Here is a 13,682-nt window from a genome sequence, read left to right as displayed (position 1 = left end):
GTGAGCCGGCGCACTGCCCTACGCTCAAGCCACGATCAAGGAAGAGGCAGGATGCAGCAACCCGGCCGGGCCGCAGAGATCAAGGCAATCGGGATCGGCAAGAGCTTCGGCTCGTTCCAGGCGCTGGACGATCTGACGCTCAATATCGGCCGCGGCGAGTTTTTGACGCTGCTCGGCCCCTCGGGTTCCGGCAAGACCACCTTCCTGATGATTCTGGCCGGCTTCGTGCAGCCCACCGTCGGCAGGCTTTTCAGCGACGGCGTCGATATCACCGAACGGCCGGCCGAGCAGCGTGCCGCCGGCATGGTGTTCCAAGGTTATGCGCTGTTTCCGCATATGTCGGTCGAAGCCAACATCGCTTTCCCGCTCAAGGTACGCAAGAAATCGGCTGCCGAGATCAAGCGCCGCGTTGCCGAGATGATCGAGCGCGTCGGCCTCAAGGGCCATGAGACGAAACTGCCGGCGCAGCTTTCCGGCGGCCAGCAGCAGCGCGTGGCGTTGGCCCGCGCTTTGGTGTTCGAACCCGGCGTGCTGCTCCTCGACGAGCCGTTCTCAGCGCTCGACAAGAGCCTGCGCGGCCAGATGCAGGCCGAGATGAAGCGGCTGCATCAGGAGACCGGCACCACCTTCGTCTTCGTTACCCACGACCAGAGCGAGGCGCTGGCGCTGTCGTCGCGCGTCGCCATCTTCAACCATGGCAAATTGCTGCAGGTCGGTGCACCGGACGAGGTGTATGACCGGCCGGCCAATCGTTTCGTCGCTGAGTTCCTGGGCGAGATCAACATGCTGCCGCTCAAGGGCGTGAAGCGCGCCGACAATGGCGCGACCGCGCTCTGCGAAGACCGCGCGATCACGCTGCGCGGCAATGCCGAGGCGGTGAACGGCAACGCCATATTGGCGATCCGGCCCGAACATATGTCGATCGCGCGCGAAGCCGCCACCGGCGAGAATGGCATCGCCGCCACCGCCATCGGCTCGACTTATCTGGGTGCGGCGACCAAGCTCGATCTGACGACGCGCCAGGGCGCCAAGGTGACCGTCTCGGTGCCGAACGAGGTCGCGGCGGCGGCGCTGAGCAAAGGCAATTCCGTCTGGCTGACCTGGCCGGCGGAAAAGGGTTTCCTCCTTCCGGACGGAGGATGACGACGAGAACGGCGAAGTCTTCCAGCAAAGAATCTGGAGCGCGCCATAACCACCGGAACCAACAACGAAAAAGGGGAACTAAAATGACAGACCAAAGCAAAAAACAAGCCATGGACGCGCTATCCGCCCGGGCTGTGCGCGGCGAGATTTCGCGCCGGCAATTCACCCAGCTTGCAGCCTTCGTGCTGGCCGGCACGCCGATGCTGCTGCGCTCGACCGGCGCGTTTGCGCAGGCCAAGGAACTGGTGCTGGTCAACTGGGGTGGCGATGCCCTCACCGCTTATGACGCCGCCTATGGCCAGGCCTTCACCAAGGACACCGGCATCGCCGTCAAGATGGACGGTTCGGGCCCGACCGAAGGCGCGATTGCCGCACAGTTCAAGAGCGGCGCGCCGACCTGGGATCTCGTCGATGTCGACCCGTTCTCGGCCATCACTCTCGGTGCCCAGGGTGCGCTCGAGCCGATCGACTACGCCGTCGTCGACAAGAAGAAGATGCGAGAAGGCTTCGGCTGGGAATACGCGGCCTCGACCTATTTCTTCTCCTACGTCATCGCCTATGACTCGGAGAAATACGGCAAGGACGCGCCGACCGGCATGGCCGACTTCTTCGACGTGAAGAAGTTTCCGGGCAAGCGCTCGCTCTACAAATGGGGCGTGTCGAGCTGGGAAGCAGCGCTGCTTGCAGACGGCATCGCGCCGGCCTCGCTCTACCCGCTCGACCTGAAGCGAGCGCATGACAAGATCGCCGCTTTCAAGGAAAACGTCGTGGCTTACTGGGGCGGCGGCGCCGAGAGCCAGAGCGTGCTGCTCAACGGCGAAGCCTCGATGGCGATCGTGTGGTCGACCCGCGCCTCGCTGATCGAGCAGGACTCGGGCGGCAAGATCAAGTTCATCTGGGATCAGGGCCTGATTTCGCCCGGCGCGCTGGCCGTGCTCAAGGGCAACCCCGGCGGCAAGGACGCAGCGATGAAGTTCATCGCCAGCGCCCAGGATCCGCAAAAGCAACTGGTGATGTTCGACAAGCTCGGACAGGGTCCGGCCAATCCGGCCGCCGATGCGCTGATCCCCGCCGACAAGAAGCGCATCAACCCGGTCGATCCCGAAAACATGAAGAAGCAGATCGCGCTCGACATGGACTGGTACGCCAAGAATTACGGGGCAGCACTCGACGAATACACCAAGATCATCTCGGCCTGACCAGGCCGGGCACGAGCTTCGATGAGAGGCACCCTCTCCGACAGGATGGGCGCGGCGGTGCTGATGGCGCCGCTGCTCCTGTTCCTTGTGCTGGCCTACGCCTGGCCGTTCCTCGGCGTCGTCAAGTGGAGCGTCACCTTGCCGACACCGGGGCTCGGCCAGTATGGCGCGCTCGCCACCGATGCCCTGGTGCAGTCTGTGTTCATCCGCACGCTGCGCATCGCGCTGATCGTCACCGTGGTTTCCGTGGCGGCGGCATACGCCATCACCATGGTGTGGGTGCGCGGCAGCCCGGCACAGCGCATAATCGCTGAATTCTGCATTCTCGTCCCCTTCTGGATCTCGGTGCTGACCCGCGCCTTCGGCTGGGTGGCGCTTTTGTCCAACCGCGGCCTGATCAACACCTGGCTACAATCGATCGGCTTCATCTCCGAGCCGCTGGCGCTGGTGCGCAACGAGTTCGGCGTCATCGTCGGCATGACGCATTTCCTCATTCCCTTCGCGGTGTTCCCGCTGGCCTCCGCCATGCGCAGCCTCGACGAGCGCGTGCTGCTCGCGGCGCGCGGGCTCGGCTCCAGCCGCATGCGCACCTTCTGGACCGTGTTCGTGCCGATGACGCGCTCCGGCATCATCGGTTCGGCGATGATCGTGTTCGTCTTCTCGCTCGGCTTCTTCGTCACGCCGGCGATCCTCGGCGGCGGCCGCAGCGTGATGATCGCCGAGCTGATCTATCTGCGCATCTTCCAGAGTCCCGACTGGGGACTGGGTGCGGCGATCAGCGTCGTGCTGGTGCTGTTCGTCGGCGCGCTCATGGCGCTGCTGTTCCGCTATGTCAGACCGAAGCAACTGATCTGATGCCGACCTATCGCCCCGGTCCCGTCTCGCTGATCCTCGCCGTGCTGGTGGCACTGTTCCTGCTGCTGCCGCTGCTGGCGGTCATCCCAGTGTCGCTGACGCCAAGCCGCATGCTGGCTATGCCGACGGGCGAACTGTCGCTGCGCCACTACCGCGCGCTGATCGAGGATCCGCGCTGGCTCGACGCCATCCTGCTGTCGATCCGCATCGGCATCGTCAGCAGCGTCATCTCCACCGTGCTGGCGCTGTGCTTCAGCCTTGGCGCCTGGATGTTCCAGCCGCGCTTCACGGCCACCCTTGTCGGCTTCGTGCTGTTGCCGATGGTGGTGCCGCCGGTGGTCTCGGCGATCACGCTCTACTTCCTGCTGACGTCGATCTCGGGCATGAGTTCGTTCTTCGGCTACGACACCTGGCTCGGCGTCGCCATGGCGCATTCGGTGATGACGGTGCCTTTCGCCACGGTGCTGATCCTGGTCTCGCTCAGCCAGCTCGACCGCCGCATCGACCTTGCCGCGCGCGGCCTTGGCGCCGGCGTGTGGGAACGCGCCACGCGCATCATCATGCCCAACATCAAGTTCGGCATCGTCACCGCCGCGCTGCTGTCCTTCGTGCTGTCCTGGGAAGAGATAGGCGTCACCCTGTTCATCACCTCGGTCAACGCCATCACGCTGCCGCGGCTGATGTGGATGGGCCTGCGCGACAACATCGACCCGGCGATCGCAGCCCTTTCGGTGATCCTGATCATCATCACCGTGCTGGTCCTGGCGGTGAGGACTGTGGTGGTGAAGATGCGCGGCGGGCACTGAGCCAAGGTGGCCAACAACAATCGGCGATAGCCAAGCCGCTGTGTGAAGGGCGTTACGGACGGTGAGCGCCGGGTACATTACGCGGCGTCATGGGAAACCTGCCGCTGGTGACATTTGCCTTCGTGTCGGTGCTCGGAATGGCGGTTCCGGGACCGGACGTCGTGCTCGCCATCACCAACGGCTCCCGCTACGGTTTTCGACGCGCGTTTCTCGGCATGGCCGGCGTCGTACTGTCTGATTTCGTTCTTATCAGCATCGTCGCGCTGGGCTTCGGCGCTCTTCTGCTGGCTTCGGAATTCTATCTCTCGGCTCTCAGGATGTTCGGCGCGGGCTATCTGCTTTTCGTCGCCATCGGTACCCTGCGCACCGCGTCCCGACCTTCGTTCAACCCTAACGTTCCCGAAACACGCCATTCAGCCAAGGCACTCATTGGGCGCTGCTTCCTGGTGGCGGTCACAAATCCGGCGGCCTGGCTGCTTTTCCCCGCGATCCTGCCGCATTTTGTCCGCGTGGATGAGCCGATCGCGATCCAGTATGGCATCCTGGCCATTATCGCCGCGCTTGCCGATGTGTTTGTGCTGACGTTTTACGCAGCCCTTGGCGCGCGGGCTGCAAGGCTTCTGGCTGGGCCAAACGCCGTGTGGATCGACCGGTTGTACGGTATCGCCCTGCTTGGTCTTTCGAGCACTTTGATCCTGCAATCCCTCGGGCATCTGAGATAGTCGACACAGGACTACACAGGGCCGGATTTAGCAATCGGCCCGTAGTCAGCTTGCGAAGAATCTCGACAGCCTTGCAGCCGTGTCTTCGGGGTGCTCTTCCGGGAAGAAATGCCCACCCTTGACCGAGCCGCCTCCGACGTTATCAGCCCATTGCCGCCAGATCGCCAACGGGCCGCCCTCCTCCGCATACCAGTTCTCCAACCCGCCCTCGCCGCTCCAGAGCGCAAGCAGCGGGCATCTGATGCGACAGCCATCAGCCTGGTCCTGCGCGTCGTGCTCGCGGTCGATGCCTGCGGCGGCGCGATATTCCTCGCAGATGGCGTGGGCATGGGCGGGATCACGCAGCGCCTCGATATAGGCGGCCCTGACCTCAGCGGGAAAAGCATCTGGAGCCGAGCCCCAGCCGGCGATCGCATTGTCGACAACTGCGTCGGGTGCTGCGGACAACAGGCGCTCAGGCAGCGGTTCCGGCTGGGCGAGCAGGCTCCACGGCCAGAAGGCCAGCGCCAACCTGGCATCGGCCCGATCCCAGGCGGAGGCCGTGGGGACGATGTCGAGAACGGCGACTTTCGACACGGTTTCGGGATGGTCGAGCGCCAGCCGGTAGGCGACGCGACCGCCACGGTCGTGGCCGGCAACCATGAAACGGTCGAAACCGAGAACGTCCATAACCTGCACCATGTCGCGCGCCATCGCTCGTTTGGAATAGGCGGCATGATTGGCTCCGGAAGCCGGACAGCCGCTTTGTCCGTAGCCTCTCAGATCGGCGGCGACCACGCTGAAATGCGGCGCCAGGGCCACGGCGATGTCCCGCCACATCACATGCGTTTCGGGAAAGCCATGCAGGAGCAGCAACGGCGGCCCTGAGCCACCGGCCCTGACGAAGATCGATGTCTCCTCCATTTGAACGGTCCTGGCGTCAAAGCCCGCAAACATCAGCTGCCGCCAACCAGTCCGTGGCTGGAACGGATTCGCAGCACCTGGACACCCTTCGGCAATTCGATCAGGAACTCCTTGTCGCGGTCGAGATGGTGGATGCTTTGCGGATCGCCGCCGGTAAAGGCGGCCATCGCCTCGACGCTCTCCCAATAGGAGATGGTGATGAATTCCGAATGCGTCGGCGTGTCCTCGCGAAAAGTCTGCACGCCAAGCGCTTTCTCGATCAGCGGCTTGATACCAGCCTCGTAATTGTAGCGCTCATAGGCGTCGGCCCTGCCGGGCGAGGTCCTGCCGCGCCAGATGCGCGCAATGGTCGGGGTTTTCGGTGCCATCTCCTATAACACCCGAAGGCGCGCCGCGTTCCGACTATCCTGACTGGCCGCACAACTGGCTGATAGTCGACGTATGGCAAAGGTTCCGTACAGTAACTTGCACTGGACACGCGGCTATCCTGTCAAGTCCAAACGTGCTCTCTTGTGCTCAACTTGGGAGGGCACAATGAAACTACGTCTAGCTTTCGCTGTATTCACCGCAGGAATTTTCTTCGCATTGTCGGCTGCCTCGGCCGGACAAGGGGAACAGCAAAACATCAACTTCCTGGCTCGGATGTCCGATGCAAGGTTAAATTCGGCCGCCAGAATGGCCGGTGACCTCGTTGGCGTAAGGCAAAGATGTCCGGCGTTGAGGCCAACGGAAGACGGAAAAGCAATTTTTGCCGTCCCGGTCCTTTTGTATGATGGGCGGGACAAACACCTGACCCCAGACCCCCGAAAGTTCAACATGGCCATCCATACCTATGAGAGGGCTTTCGCAATGGCGGCCCAGAGATCGGCAAGTTGCCAAAGCGAGAGGGCCAAATACCCGAAACTTTACCGGTAGATGGCTAACAAGGACGACCTTCAGTCTCCGGCGCCGCGACGCCTCACCTAAGGTATTGAAATTATTGGCAGGATTCGAAGCTGTGACCATCGGTTTAGAAGGCCGGTGCTCTATCCGGCGGAGCTACGGGACCGCTGCCGTCAGCGAACGCGCTCTACCTTCAGGCAGCATGCAGGGTCGGGATGGCGCTAACGTCAACTTCGCGCTCCGCATGCCAGGCATCATACGCGGCCTGCATCCTGAGCCAGATCGCGGCACCATCGCCGAACATCTTGCCAAGGCGGGCGGCCACGGCAGGCGATACCGGCTTCTTCTCACGGATGATATCGTAGAGCTGCTGGGCGCGAGATTCCGAGCAGATTGGCGATTTCCATCTTGGTCTTGCCGGCGGCGGGAACGATGTCGTCGAGCAACGCGCCAGGATGGGAAGGGCAGCGCTCGGTCGTTCTGTTTCGTTCGTACACCTTCAGAGTGCTACCCATATGCCAGGTACAAACCGTAACCTATGTGTCCGGAATGGACCCGGCAAAATTGGCGATCCCGACAGGATTCGAACCTGTGACCATCGGCTTAGAAGGCCGGTGCTCTATCCAGCTGAGCTACGGGACCGCTGGCCGGCATTTGATATCTTGGCCGGCTGGTGTCTATGTGCCAGGCGCTGACCGCCGGTCAATGCGTCCAGGGTATCCTGCGGTCATAGCGGAAATTTTCCGCATAGGAAATCTGCCGGCGCTTGGTCTCTTTCGGCTCCTCGACACGGAAGGCCAGGCCCTGCTTTTCGGCATAGGCCACCGCCTCTTCCCTGGTGTCGAAGGTCAGCCTGATCTGGCTCAGCATGTCGCCCGATGTGGTGTAGCCCATCAGCGGGTCGATCTTCTTGCGTTGGGCGGGATCGAATTCCAGCACCCAATGGCCGGTCTTGGCCTTGCCGGACTGCATCGCGGTTTTGGCTGGGCTGAAAATTCGCGCGGACATGGGCACCTCGTAGCTGCGTTGGCGGTAGCGCCGCCTTATTTCAGTCAATACTGTGCAACACTGCCGACGGCAAGGCCGAAGCGGCCTGCAACCAGGCCGCTTCGGCAGCGGCATCGGCCCGATACACTGGCGTAGCATCAAAAGTCATGGTCATGATGGCGACACAAAGAGGCATGGACGCAGGGATTTTGCACGCCGAGGCCGACAGCCAAGCGATTTTCGACGGCGCGATCGTGATCGGCGCCGGGGCAGCCGGCTTGACCGCAGCCCATGCGCTGCTCAAGACCGGCGTGCCTGTGATGGTGTTGGAAAAGGAAGCCCGGCTGGCCGAGCCATGGCACGGGCGGCACGAGCGACTGCATCTCAACACGCATCGCGACCTTTCGGCGCTGCCGGGCGTTTCCTTTCCTGCCGGCACCCCTGCCTTTCCGCACCGAAACACCATCATCGGCCATTTGAACGAATTCCACGCCATGCACCGGCTGCCGGTCGAGTTCGGCATCGCGGTCGAGGAGATTGGCTTCGAGGGCGACCACTGGCTTGTGCGGACCAGTGCCGGGCCGCGGCTGGCGCGCCATGTCGTCATCGCCACCGGGCGCGACCGGCAGCCCTTCATCCCGGCCTGGAAAGGCATGAAGGCCTTTGCCGGACGCATCATCCATTCGGCCGCATTCGGTAAGGCCAAGGCCTATGCGGGCAAGAAAGTGCTGGTCGTCGGCGCCGGCAATTCCGGCTTCGACGTGCTCAATCACCTGGTGGCAGCCGACGCGGGACAGATCTGGCTGTCGGCGCGCAACGGTCCGGCACTGCTGCCCAAGCGCCTCGGCCAGATCGCCGTCCACCGGTTTTCGCCGATCCTGGCGCGGCTGCCGTTCAAGCTCGCCGATGCGGTGATGGCGGCGACGCAGCGATGGGCCTTCGGCGACCTCACGGCCTACGGCCTGCCGCCGACGCCTTCGGGCGGCGCAAGCCGGCTGGCGTCGGATTATACCGCCATCGCCACCGATGACGGCGCCGTCGATGCCATCAAGGACCGCAGGATCATCGTGCTGCCAACCGTGCGGGAATTTACCGGCGACACGGTCGTTTTCGACGATGGCGCGACGATCCAGCCCGATATCGTCATCGCCGCGACCGGCTACCGCACCGGGCTCGAGGCCATGCTGGGCAGGCTCGGCGTGCTCGACCAAAAGGGCGTGCCGCTGTTCAACGGCGCCGACAGCGACCCGAAACTGCCGGGCCTGTGGTTCACCGGCATGCGGCCAAGCATCCGCGGCTGCTTCGCCAATGCTCGCATCCAGGCCAAGGCGATCGCAGCCAGGATTGCGCGGGAGCGCAGACCGCCAAGCCCCGTTTGATGTTTTAGGGGTTGCGCGACAGGGTCCGGAACCGTATACGCCGCAGGGCCTCGGAGTGTAGCGCAGCCTGGTAGCGCATCTGGTTTGGGACCAGAGGGTCGGGAGTTCGAATCTCTCCACTCCGACCATTTTTTCCCACAAAGCCAGTCCTTGCCCAAGGTCACTCCCAAGGTCGCCAATGGCTGCCTCGCCGGTAGCGCATGGCGGCACGCATTGCCCAAGCAGCAGCCGCTCGCCGATCGGACCCTACATTGGAACACCAGTTCGCTCCCAGAGTTGTGTATGTTCAACCCAAGGAGCAAACAATGAAAACCCTTCTCATCGCCTCGATGATCGCGTTCGCCGGAACGGCGGCTTTGATCGCACCGGCGCAAGCCGCTAGTCTGACTATCCAGTCCGATGACGACGATCAATATTCGTCCGACGATGGCGATATACAGGTTCTTCGCCATCACCAGCGCCACAAAGACTATAGCGACGACTATGGCGACGACTACAGCGACAACCAGGATGGCCAATGGCGGCGCCACCATCGCCATCACCGCTGCCATATCGAACTGGTCAGGCACTGGCGCCATCACCACAGGGTCGTCGAAGAGGTCAGGGTCTGCGGCTGATCCGATCGCTTTGGACCTGCTCCGGCCGGGTTGGCGGCCGGAGCACCAATCTGACCTAAAGCGCGTCGCATTTGAACGGACTCAAGGACGCGCTTGAGGTCTTGTTTGATGCATGTGGTTCTCTCAAAACCGGGGCCACTTGAGCGACATGCATCAGGCGCCCGTGTCATCGAACAGCATCCCTTCGGCGGGTTTGGCTGAAAATCGACGCAGGGATAATCCCCTCGCTTCCACCTCTATCGCCGGTCTAAAAGCGCGTCGCGCTGAAACGTATCCAGGCGACGCGTTTTGATTTTTGTTTTGATGCATGTCGTTCTCTCAAAACCGGGACCACCTTGAGCGACATGCATTAGACTCCGGGCAAAGGGGAGATTCTGGATGCTTGGTCTCGAGGCATGGCTTTCGCTGATTGGCCCTGCCTACTTCGCTTACATCGGGATCACGGTTCCGTTCGTCGTCGTCTGGGCCATTATCTGTGCAGCCCTGTGGATCTGGAACAACCGGCCGAGCAAGAGGCAAGGCCGTCCCCGCTCGTGGCCCGCCAGCGTGCTGTTCTTTGTCGTCGTCGCCGCGTGCTACGTGGCAGCGCATACGGTGGTCTATCTGCTGGTCCGGTATCTGGCGGCGTTGTGGCTATAGGGCACCCTCCCGGACACTCCGGTGACTGCTCCACGAAGGTAAGCTCGCCGGGCGAGAACCCCAATCATCACTCCCGGCGAGCCTACAACCCGATCAGGAACGCGACCAGGACCGGGGTCAGCCGGCAAGTTCCCAGGTGCAAGACGGATGCCAAATAATGTTCCCGAAATGGGACAGCGGCCCTCATGCGGCGGTGGGCACGGAGAGATCGAGTGTATTCATTCGAACACGCTGTCGTCGCTGAAGAGGAAATCCTGCCGAAACGCATGTTCGCAGCTCGCGCTCTGGTCGGGCTGCCGTACCTGGTTACGGCTGCCAAGGATCGATGACAGGCACGCCGGCCGCATGGAATGGCGCCGTGTCACGCGAGGCGACATGAAAGCCGTTTGCGGAGGCGATTGCCGCGATGTAGCCGTCGGGCACAGGAAACCCCTTGCCGGCTGCCCTCGCCTTCACTGCAAGTCGGGCATAGTGCCGGGCCGCCTCGGTATCGAAAGGCAGGATGCGGCGCTCAAACACGGCGCACACACCGGCGAAGGTTTCAGCGAGCGCAGCCTTGCGACGACCCGCCGGCATGGCCTCGATGCCGAACAGCACTTCGGCGAGCGTCACACTGGAGAGGTAAAGCGTTTCCTCGGCCTGGTCATCAAGCCAGGCCAACACAGCTTGATGCGGTTCGGGCTTCATGGCCTCCGAAACGACATTGGTATCGAGGAGGATCATTCGAACCCCAGCGGTTCGGCCGGCGCCTTGTCGCGAGCCTGCTCCAGGACCTCCACGTCTTCATTGGTCAGCCCGGCGCGTCGGGCAATGTCTGCCAGAACGGAGCCGAGTTTCACACGGCCGTCCGGCCGCACCGCGTTTTCCAGAATGTCGCGTATCTCGGCCTCGGTGCTGCGACCGTGCAAGGCCGCCCGTACACGCAGAGCTCGGTGGGTCGCTTCCGGAAGATTTCGGACGGTCACTGCAGGCATTGATATCGCTCCGATGTCATTGATTGAAAGTATCATATTGTTTCAGGTGATGTCACCATGCGTGTTTTGAAAACGTCGCACGGGCGGGATCGACAATCGCCGTCCAGGGAATTGCAGCAGGATCTATACCTCGAACTCGCCCTGCCCTTCGTCCATTGCGCTGACGGTTTCGGCGGCGAGCGCCCTGGTGATCGGCGTCTTGCGCTCGAGCGCGGTGCGGTCGAGGCGCTCGACCACGCGCATGGCGGTGGCCAGCGAGCGCTCGATGCGGCGCACCAGATATTGCACGACATGCGGCTCGACCTCGACCTGGCGGTCGGCGAAGAGTTTGGTGATGACACCGGCCAGAAGCAAATCGTCCGGCTCATGGATCTCGACGGTTGCCGCCGCCTTCAGCCGCGAGGCAAGATCGGGCAACGTCACCCTCCAGGCGGCGGGGAAGCGCCGCGCCGTCAACAGCAAGGTGGCCCCGGCGCCGCGCACTTCATTGATGAGATGGAACAGGCCCGTCTCGTCGATGGCTGTCTTGTCGACATCGTCGATCAGCGCGGGCCTGCCGCCAAGCCCGGTGATGGCATTGCCGATGCGCTGGGCATCGACCGCCACAGCGTTGGCCCGCGCCTGCCAGATCGAGCCCAGATGTGTCTTCCCGGAACCGGCCGGGCCGGCGAGCACGATCACCGGCGACGGCCAGTCCGGCCAGCGGTCGACAAGGGCTGCCGCCTCGCGGTTGGTGGCCGACACCACCAACTCGTCGCGCGAATAGCCGGTGCCATGCCCAAGGTCTAGCGGCAGCTGGCGCGGCGGTTCGGTCTTTTGATCCGCCACGTTCAGCCGCGCGGCGAGCGGTGGCCGCCGCCGCGATCGGCAGGCAGCGGCGGGACTGGCTCGGTGGAGTGTCCCTTGTAGAGCGGCGATTCGAGATAGCGGGCAATGGCAAAGCGCACCAGCACGGCAACCGCCGCCGAAGCAGGAACGGCGATCAAAAGGCCGACGAAGCCGAACAGGGCGCCGAAAGCGAACAGCGCAAACATCAGCCAGACCGGGTGCAGGCCGACGCTTTTTCCGACCAATCTGGGCTGCAGGATGTTGCCTTCGATGAACTGGCCGATGAAGAACACCACGGCGACAGCAACGATCATGGTCCAGTCCGGCCAGAACTGGACGAAGGCGACGCCGACGGCCAGGACCAGTCCGGTCAGCGAGCCGACATAAGGGATGAACGAGATCAGCCCGGCGAAGAGGCCGATGAGGATGGCGAAATTCAGCCCGGTCAGCGTCAGGCCGGTGGCATACATGCCGCCGAGCACCAGGCACAGCGTGCCCTGGCCGCGCACGAAGCCGGCGGTCGCGGTGTTGATGTCCCTGGAGATCGCCCTGACCGTCCCGACATAATCACGCGGCACCCAGCTGTCGACGACCGCCACCATGCGATCCCAGTCGAGCAGCATGTAGAAAGCGACAACCGGAGTGACCACGAACAGGCTGACCACCGACACCAGAGCAACGCCGGAACTCCAGATCGAGGTGAAGACGGTGCTCAGCAGGCCGAAACCGGAAGTGAGCAGCGAATTCAGCCCGTCGCGCAGGCCATTGGCATTGACGCCGAATTTCTGCTCCAGCCATTTCGGATCGAAGCTGGTGATCAGCGACTGCAGCCGGGTCAGATATTCCGGCAGCTTGCTGGCGAAATCGGCCATCTGCGTGGCCAGTACCGGAACCAGGATGACGAAGGCCAGCACCAAAAGGACGATGAAGGCAATCAGGATGACCACCGTCGCCATCAGCCGGGAGAGGCCGAGGCGTTGCAGCCGGTCGGCGACCGGGTCGAGAAAATAGGCCAGCACCATGCCGGCAACGAACGGCAACAGGATGCTGGAAAAAATGTAGAGGAACAGCGCCAGGAAGATTGCCGTGCCCAGCCAGAAGAAAATCTGGCGGCGAAACGCCAGGGACGCAGCCGCCTCTGCCAGCGCGGCAGTCGCGGCATTCTTGTCAACTACCCGGGGTGGAGCCTTCGCCATAGCCGCTCATATGCCTCAGCCAAGCCACGAGATAGGCCGCGGCCGAAGCCACGGTCAAGACCCCGGACAGCAATATGAGCGCAGGCCTGAGCGGGTCGAGGCGGAGGCCAAGGGCAAGTTCGCCCAGCACACGGCGCCAGCACGATCTGGGCGGCGGTGTTGGCCTTCGACACATAGAGCGGCTTCATCTCGACCGGATGCGCCATGATCGTGGACAAAAGCACGGCGCAGATGATCAGCGCATCGCGTGACACCATGGTCACCACCAGCCACAGCGGCAATTGCCCGATGAAGCCCATGACCACGAACACCGAGACCAGAAGCACCTTATCGGCCATCGGATCTAGATAGGCGCCGAGTCTCGAATGCTGGTTGAAGCGGCGGGCGATGAAGCCGTCGACGCCATCGGAAATTCCGGCAACGAGAAATCCGGCAAAGGCCCAGTCCCAGCGCATGTTCAGCATCGCCAGCACCACCGCCGGCACCAGCACGAAGCGCAGGATGGTGATGAGGTTGGGAATGGTCAAAGGCATGTCCCGCCATGCTTGTTCT

At 62.9% G+C, this 13,682-nt stretch carries 16 protein-coding genes, 2 tRNA genes and 2 pseudogenes; 10 read left to right on the top strand and 10 right to left on the bottom strand.

The window, feature by feature from the left end; all coding sequences use genetic code 11:
• The first annotated feature begins 51 nt into the window (after positions 1-51).
• The 5 genes from NKK52_RS04590 (at position 52) to NKK52_RS04570 (ending at position 4,725) form a co-directional block, all read left to right on the top strand.
• Positions 52-1,143 carry an ABC transporter ATP-binding protein gene (locus NKK52_RS04590; RefSeq protein WP_023684773.1) on the top strand — a complete coding sequence of 364 codons (1,092 nt, stop codon included), beginning with the start codon at positions 52-54 and terminating at the stop codon, positions 1,141-1,143.
• 83 nt (positions 1,144-1,226) lie between these two features.
• Positions 1,227-2,342 carry an ABC transporter substrate-binding protein gene (locus tag NKK52_RS04585; protein ID WP_023684772.1) on the top strand — a complete coding sequence of 372 codons (1,116 nt, stop codon included), beginning with the start codon at positions 1,227-1,229 and terminating at the stop codon, positions 2,340-2,342.
• A gap of 21 nt (positions 2,343-2,363) precedes the next feature.
• Positions 2,364-3,197 carry an ABC transporter permease gene (locus NKK52_RS04580; RefSeq protein ID WP_023670301.1) on the top strand — a complete coding sequence of 278 codons (834 nt, stop codon included), beginning with the start codon at positions 2,364-2,366 and terminating at the stop codon, positions 3,195-3,197.
• Positions 3,197-4,003, top strand: a complete 807-nt coding sequence (locus NKK52_RS04575) for an ABC transporter permease (RefSeq protein WP_023684771.1) — start codon at positions 3,197-3,199, stop codon at positions 4,001-4,003. Before NKK52_RS04580 ends, NKK52_RS04575 begins: the two co-directional genes overlap by 1 nt.
• 89 nt (positions 4,004-4,092) lie before the next feature.
• Complete coding sequence (locus tag NKK52_RS04570; RefSeq protein ID WP_023684770.1) at positions 4,093-4,725, top strand: LysE family translocator; 633 nt, start codon at positions 4,093-4,095, stop codon at positions 4,723-4,725.
• A 45-nt stretch (positions 4,726-4,770) separates the two neighbouring features.
• Here NKK52_RS04570 and NKK52_RS04565 read toward each other — a convergent pair whose 3' ends face one another.
• On the bottom strand, positions 4,771-5,661 hold the full coding sequence (locus NKK52_RS04565) for an alpha/beta fold hydrolase (RefSeq protein WP_023684769.1): 891 nt from the start codon (positions 5,659-5,661) through the stop codon (positions 4,771-4,773).
• Complete coding sequence (locus tag NKK52_RS04560; RefSeq protein ID WP_023738659.1) at positions 5,661-5,996, bottom strand: antibiotic biosynthesis monooxygenase family protein; 336 nt, start codon at positions 5,994-5,996, stop codon at positions 5,661-5,663. The genes NKK52_RS04565 and NKK52_RS04560 overlap by 1 nt, the downstream gene beginning before the upstream one ends.
• 166 nt (positions 5,997-6,162) lie before the next feature.
• Here NKK52_RS04560 and NKK52_RS04555 point away from each other — a divergent pair, with 166 nt between their 5' ends.
• Positions 6,163-6,543, top strand: a complete 381-nt coding sequence (locus NKK52_RS04555; RefSeq protein WP_023684767.1) for a hypothetical protein — start codon at positions 6,163-6,165, stop codon at positions 6,541-6,543.
• A 160-nt stretch (positions 6,544-6,703) separates the two neighbouring features.
• Here the strand turns inward: NKK52_RS04555 and NKK52_RS04550 are convergent.
• The 3 genes and pseudogenes from NKK52_RS04550 to NKK52_RS04540 form a co-directional block, all read right to left on the bottom strand.
• Positions 6,704-7,025, bottom strand: a pseudogene (locus NKK52_RS04550) (HigA family addiction module antitoxin).
• Between the two features lie 50 nt (positions 7,026-7,075).
• Positions 7,076-7,152, bottom strand: a tRNA-Arg gene (locus tag NKK52_RS04545).
• A gap of 60 nt (positions 7,153-7,212) precedes the next feature.
• Positions 7,213-7,518, bottom strand: coding sequence for an ETC complex I subunit (locus tag NKK52_RS04540; RefSeq protein WP_023670294.1), 306 nt, complete (start codon positions 7,516-7,518; stop codon positions 7,213-7,215).
• Between the two features lie 173 nt (positions 7,519-7,691).
• On the opposite strand from NKK52_RS04540, the gene NKK52_RS04535 reads away from it, so the two are divergent.
• The 4 genes from NKK52_RS04535 (at position 7,692) to NKK52_RS04520 (ending at position 10,132) form a co-directional block, all read left to right on the top strand.
• Complete coding sequence (locus tag NKK52_RS04535; protein ID WP_023684766.1) at positions 7,692-8,876, top strand: flavin-containing monooxygenase; 1,185 nt, start codon at positions 7,692-7,694, stop codon at positions 8,874-8,876.
• Between the two features lie 51 nt (positions 8,877-8,927).
• Positions 8,928-9,004 (top strand) — tRNA-Pro (locus NKK52_RS04530).
• Between the two features lie 177 nt (positions 9,005-9,181).
• On the top strand, positions 9,182-9,493 hold the full coding sequence (locus NKK52_RS04525; protein WP_023684765.1) for a hypothetical protein: 312 nt from the start codon (positions 9,182-9,184) through the stop codon (positions 9,491-9,493).
• Positions 9,494-9,871: 378 nt separating this feature from the next.
• On the top strand, positions 9,872-10,132 hold the full coding sequence (locus NKK52_RS04520) for a hypothetical protein (RefSeq protein ID WP_023684764.1): 261 nt from the start codon (positions 9,872-9,874) through the stop codon (positions 10,130-10,132).
• Between the two features lie 306 nt (positions 10,133-10,438).
• Here NKK52_RS04520 and NKK52_RS04515 read toward each other — a convergent pair whose 3' ends face one another.
• The 5 genes and pseudogenes from NKK52_RS04515 to NKK52_RS04495 form a co-directional block, all read right to left on the bottom strand.
• The gene (locus tag NKK52_RS04515) at positions 10,439-10,855 is read right to left on the bottom strand and encodes a type II toxin-antitoxin system VapC family toxin (protein WP_023684763.1); all 417 of its coding nucleotides are present in this window, start codon (positions 10,853-10,855) and stop codon (positions 10,439-10,441) included.
• Complete coding sequence (locus tag NKK52_RS04510) at positions 10,852-11,106, bottom strand: FitA-like ribbon-helix-helix domain-containing protein (RefSeq protein WP_023670289.1); 255 nt, start codon at positions 11,104-11,106, stop codon at positions 10,852-10,854. The genes NKK52_RS04515 and NKK52_RS04510 overlap by 4 nt, the downstream gene beginning before the upstream one ends.
• Before the next feature lie 123 nt (positions 11,107-11,229).
• Positions 11,230-11,934, bottom strand: coding sequence for a DnaA regulatory inactivator HdaA (gene hdaA / locus NKK52_RS04505; RefSeq protein ID WP_023684762.1), 705 nt, complete (start codon positions 11,932-11,934; stop codon positions 11,230-11,232).
• A 2-nt stretch (positions 11,935-11,936) separates the two neighbouring features.
• Entirely contained in the window at positions 11,937-13,130 is a 1,194-nt protein-coding gene (locus NKK52_RS04500; RefSeq protein ID WP_023684761.1) for an AI-2E family transporter, read from the bottom strand.
• Positions 13,102-13,657, bottom strand: a pseudogene (locus tag NKK52_RS04495) (CDP-alcohol phosphatidyltransferase family protein). The gene NKK52_RS04500 and the pseudogene NKK52_RS04495 overlap by 29 nt, the downstream one beginning before the upstream one ends.
• Positions 13,658-13,682: the final 25 nt, after the last annotated feature.

The sequence above is a fragment of the Mesorhizobium sp. C277A genome (assembly GCF_040324395.1).
Lineage (GTDB): Bacteria > Pseudomonadota > Alphaproteobacteria > Rhizobiales > Rhizobiaceae > Mesorhizobium.
Note: the sequence above shows the minus strand (reverse complement) of the source record. Positions and strands in the feature narration are given on the sequence as shown.

What these genes read in the sequence shown, in the direction of transcription:
- NKK52_RS04580 (WP_023670301.1), top strand. Translation starts at nt 2,364, where the DNA reads ATGAGAGGCACCCTCTCCGACAGGATGGGCGCGGCGGTGCTGATGGCG.
- NKK52_RS04515 (WP_023684763.1), bottom strand. Translation starts at nt 10,855, where the DNA reads ATGATCCTCCTCGATACCAATGTCGTTTCGGAGGCCATGAAGCCCGAA.
- NKK52_RS04585 (WP_023684772.1), top strand. Translation starts at nt 1,227, where the DNA reads ATGACAGACCAAAGCAAAAAACAAGCCATGGACGCGCTATCCGCCCGG.
- NKK52_RS04520 (WP_023684764.1), top strand. Translation starts at nt 9,872, where the DNA reads ATGCTTGGTCTCGAGGCATGGCTTTCGCTGATTGGCCCTGCCTACTTC.
- NKK52_RS04565 (WP_023684769.1), bottom strand. Translation starts at nt 5,661, where the DNA reads ATGTTTGCGGGCTTTGACGCCAGGACCGTTCAAATGGAGGAGACATCG.
- NKK52_RS04560 (WP_023738659.1), bottom strand. Translation starts at nt 5,996, where the DNA reads ATGGCACCGAAAACCCCGACCATTGCGCGCATCTGGCGCGGCAGGACC.
- NKK52_RS04590 (WP_023684773.1), top strand. Translation starts at nt 52, where the DNA reads ATGCAGCAACCCGGCCGGGCCGCAGAGATCAAGGCAATCGGGATCGGC.
- NKK52_RS04510 (WP_023670289.1), bottom strand. Translation starts at nt 11,106, where the DNA reads ATGCCTGCAGTGACCGTCCGAAATCTTCCGGAAGCGACCCACCGAGCT.
- NKK52_RS04500 (WP_023684761.1), bottom strand. Translation starts at nt 13,130, where the DNA reads ATGGCGAAGGCTCCACCCCGGGTAGTTGACAAGAATGCCGCGACTGCC.
- NKK52_RS04535 (WP_023684766.1), top strand. Translation starts at nt 7,692, where the DNA reads ATGGACGCAGGGATTTTGCACGCCGAGGCCGACAGCCAAGCGATTTTC.
- NKK52_RS04555 (WP_023684767.1), top strand. Translation starts at nt 6,163, where the DNA reads ATGAAACTACGTCTAGCTTTCGCTGTATTCACCGCAGGAATTTTCTTC.
- NKK52_RS04525 (WP_023684765.1), top strand. Translation starts at nt 9,182, where the DNA reads ATGAAAACCCTTCTCATCGCCTCGATGATCGCGTTCGCCGGAACGGCG.
- NKK52_RS04575 (WP_023684771.1), top strand. Translation starts at nt 3,197, where the DNA reads ATGCCGACCTATCGCCCCGGTCCCGTCTCGCTGATCCTCGCCGTGCTG.
- NKK52_RS04570 (WP_023684770.1), top strand. Translation starts at nt 4,093, where the DNA reads ATGGGAAACCTGCCGCTGGTGACATTTGCCTTCGTGTCGGTGCTCGGA.
- NKK52_RS04540 (WP_023670294.1), bottom strand. Translation starts at nt 7,518, where the DNA reads ATGTCCGCGCGAATTTTCAGCCCAGCCAAAACCGCGATGCAGTCCGGC.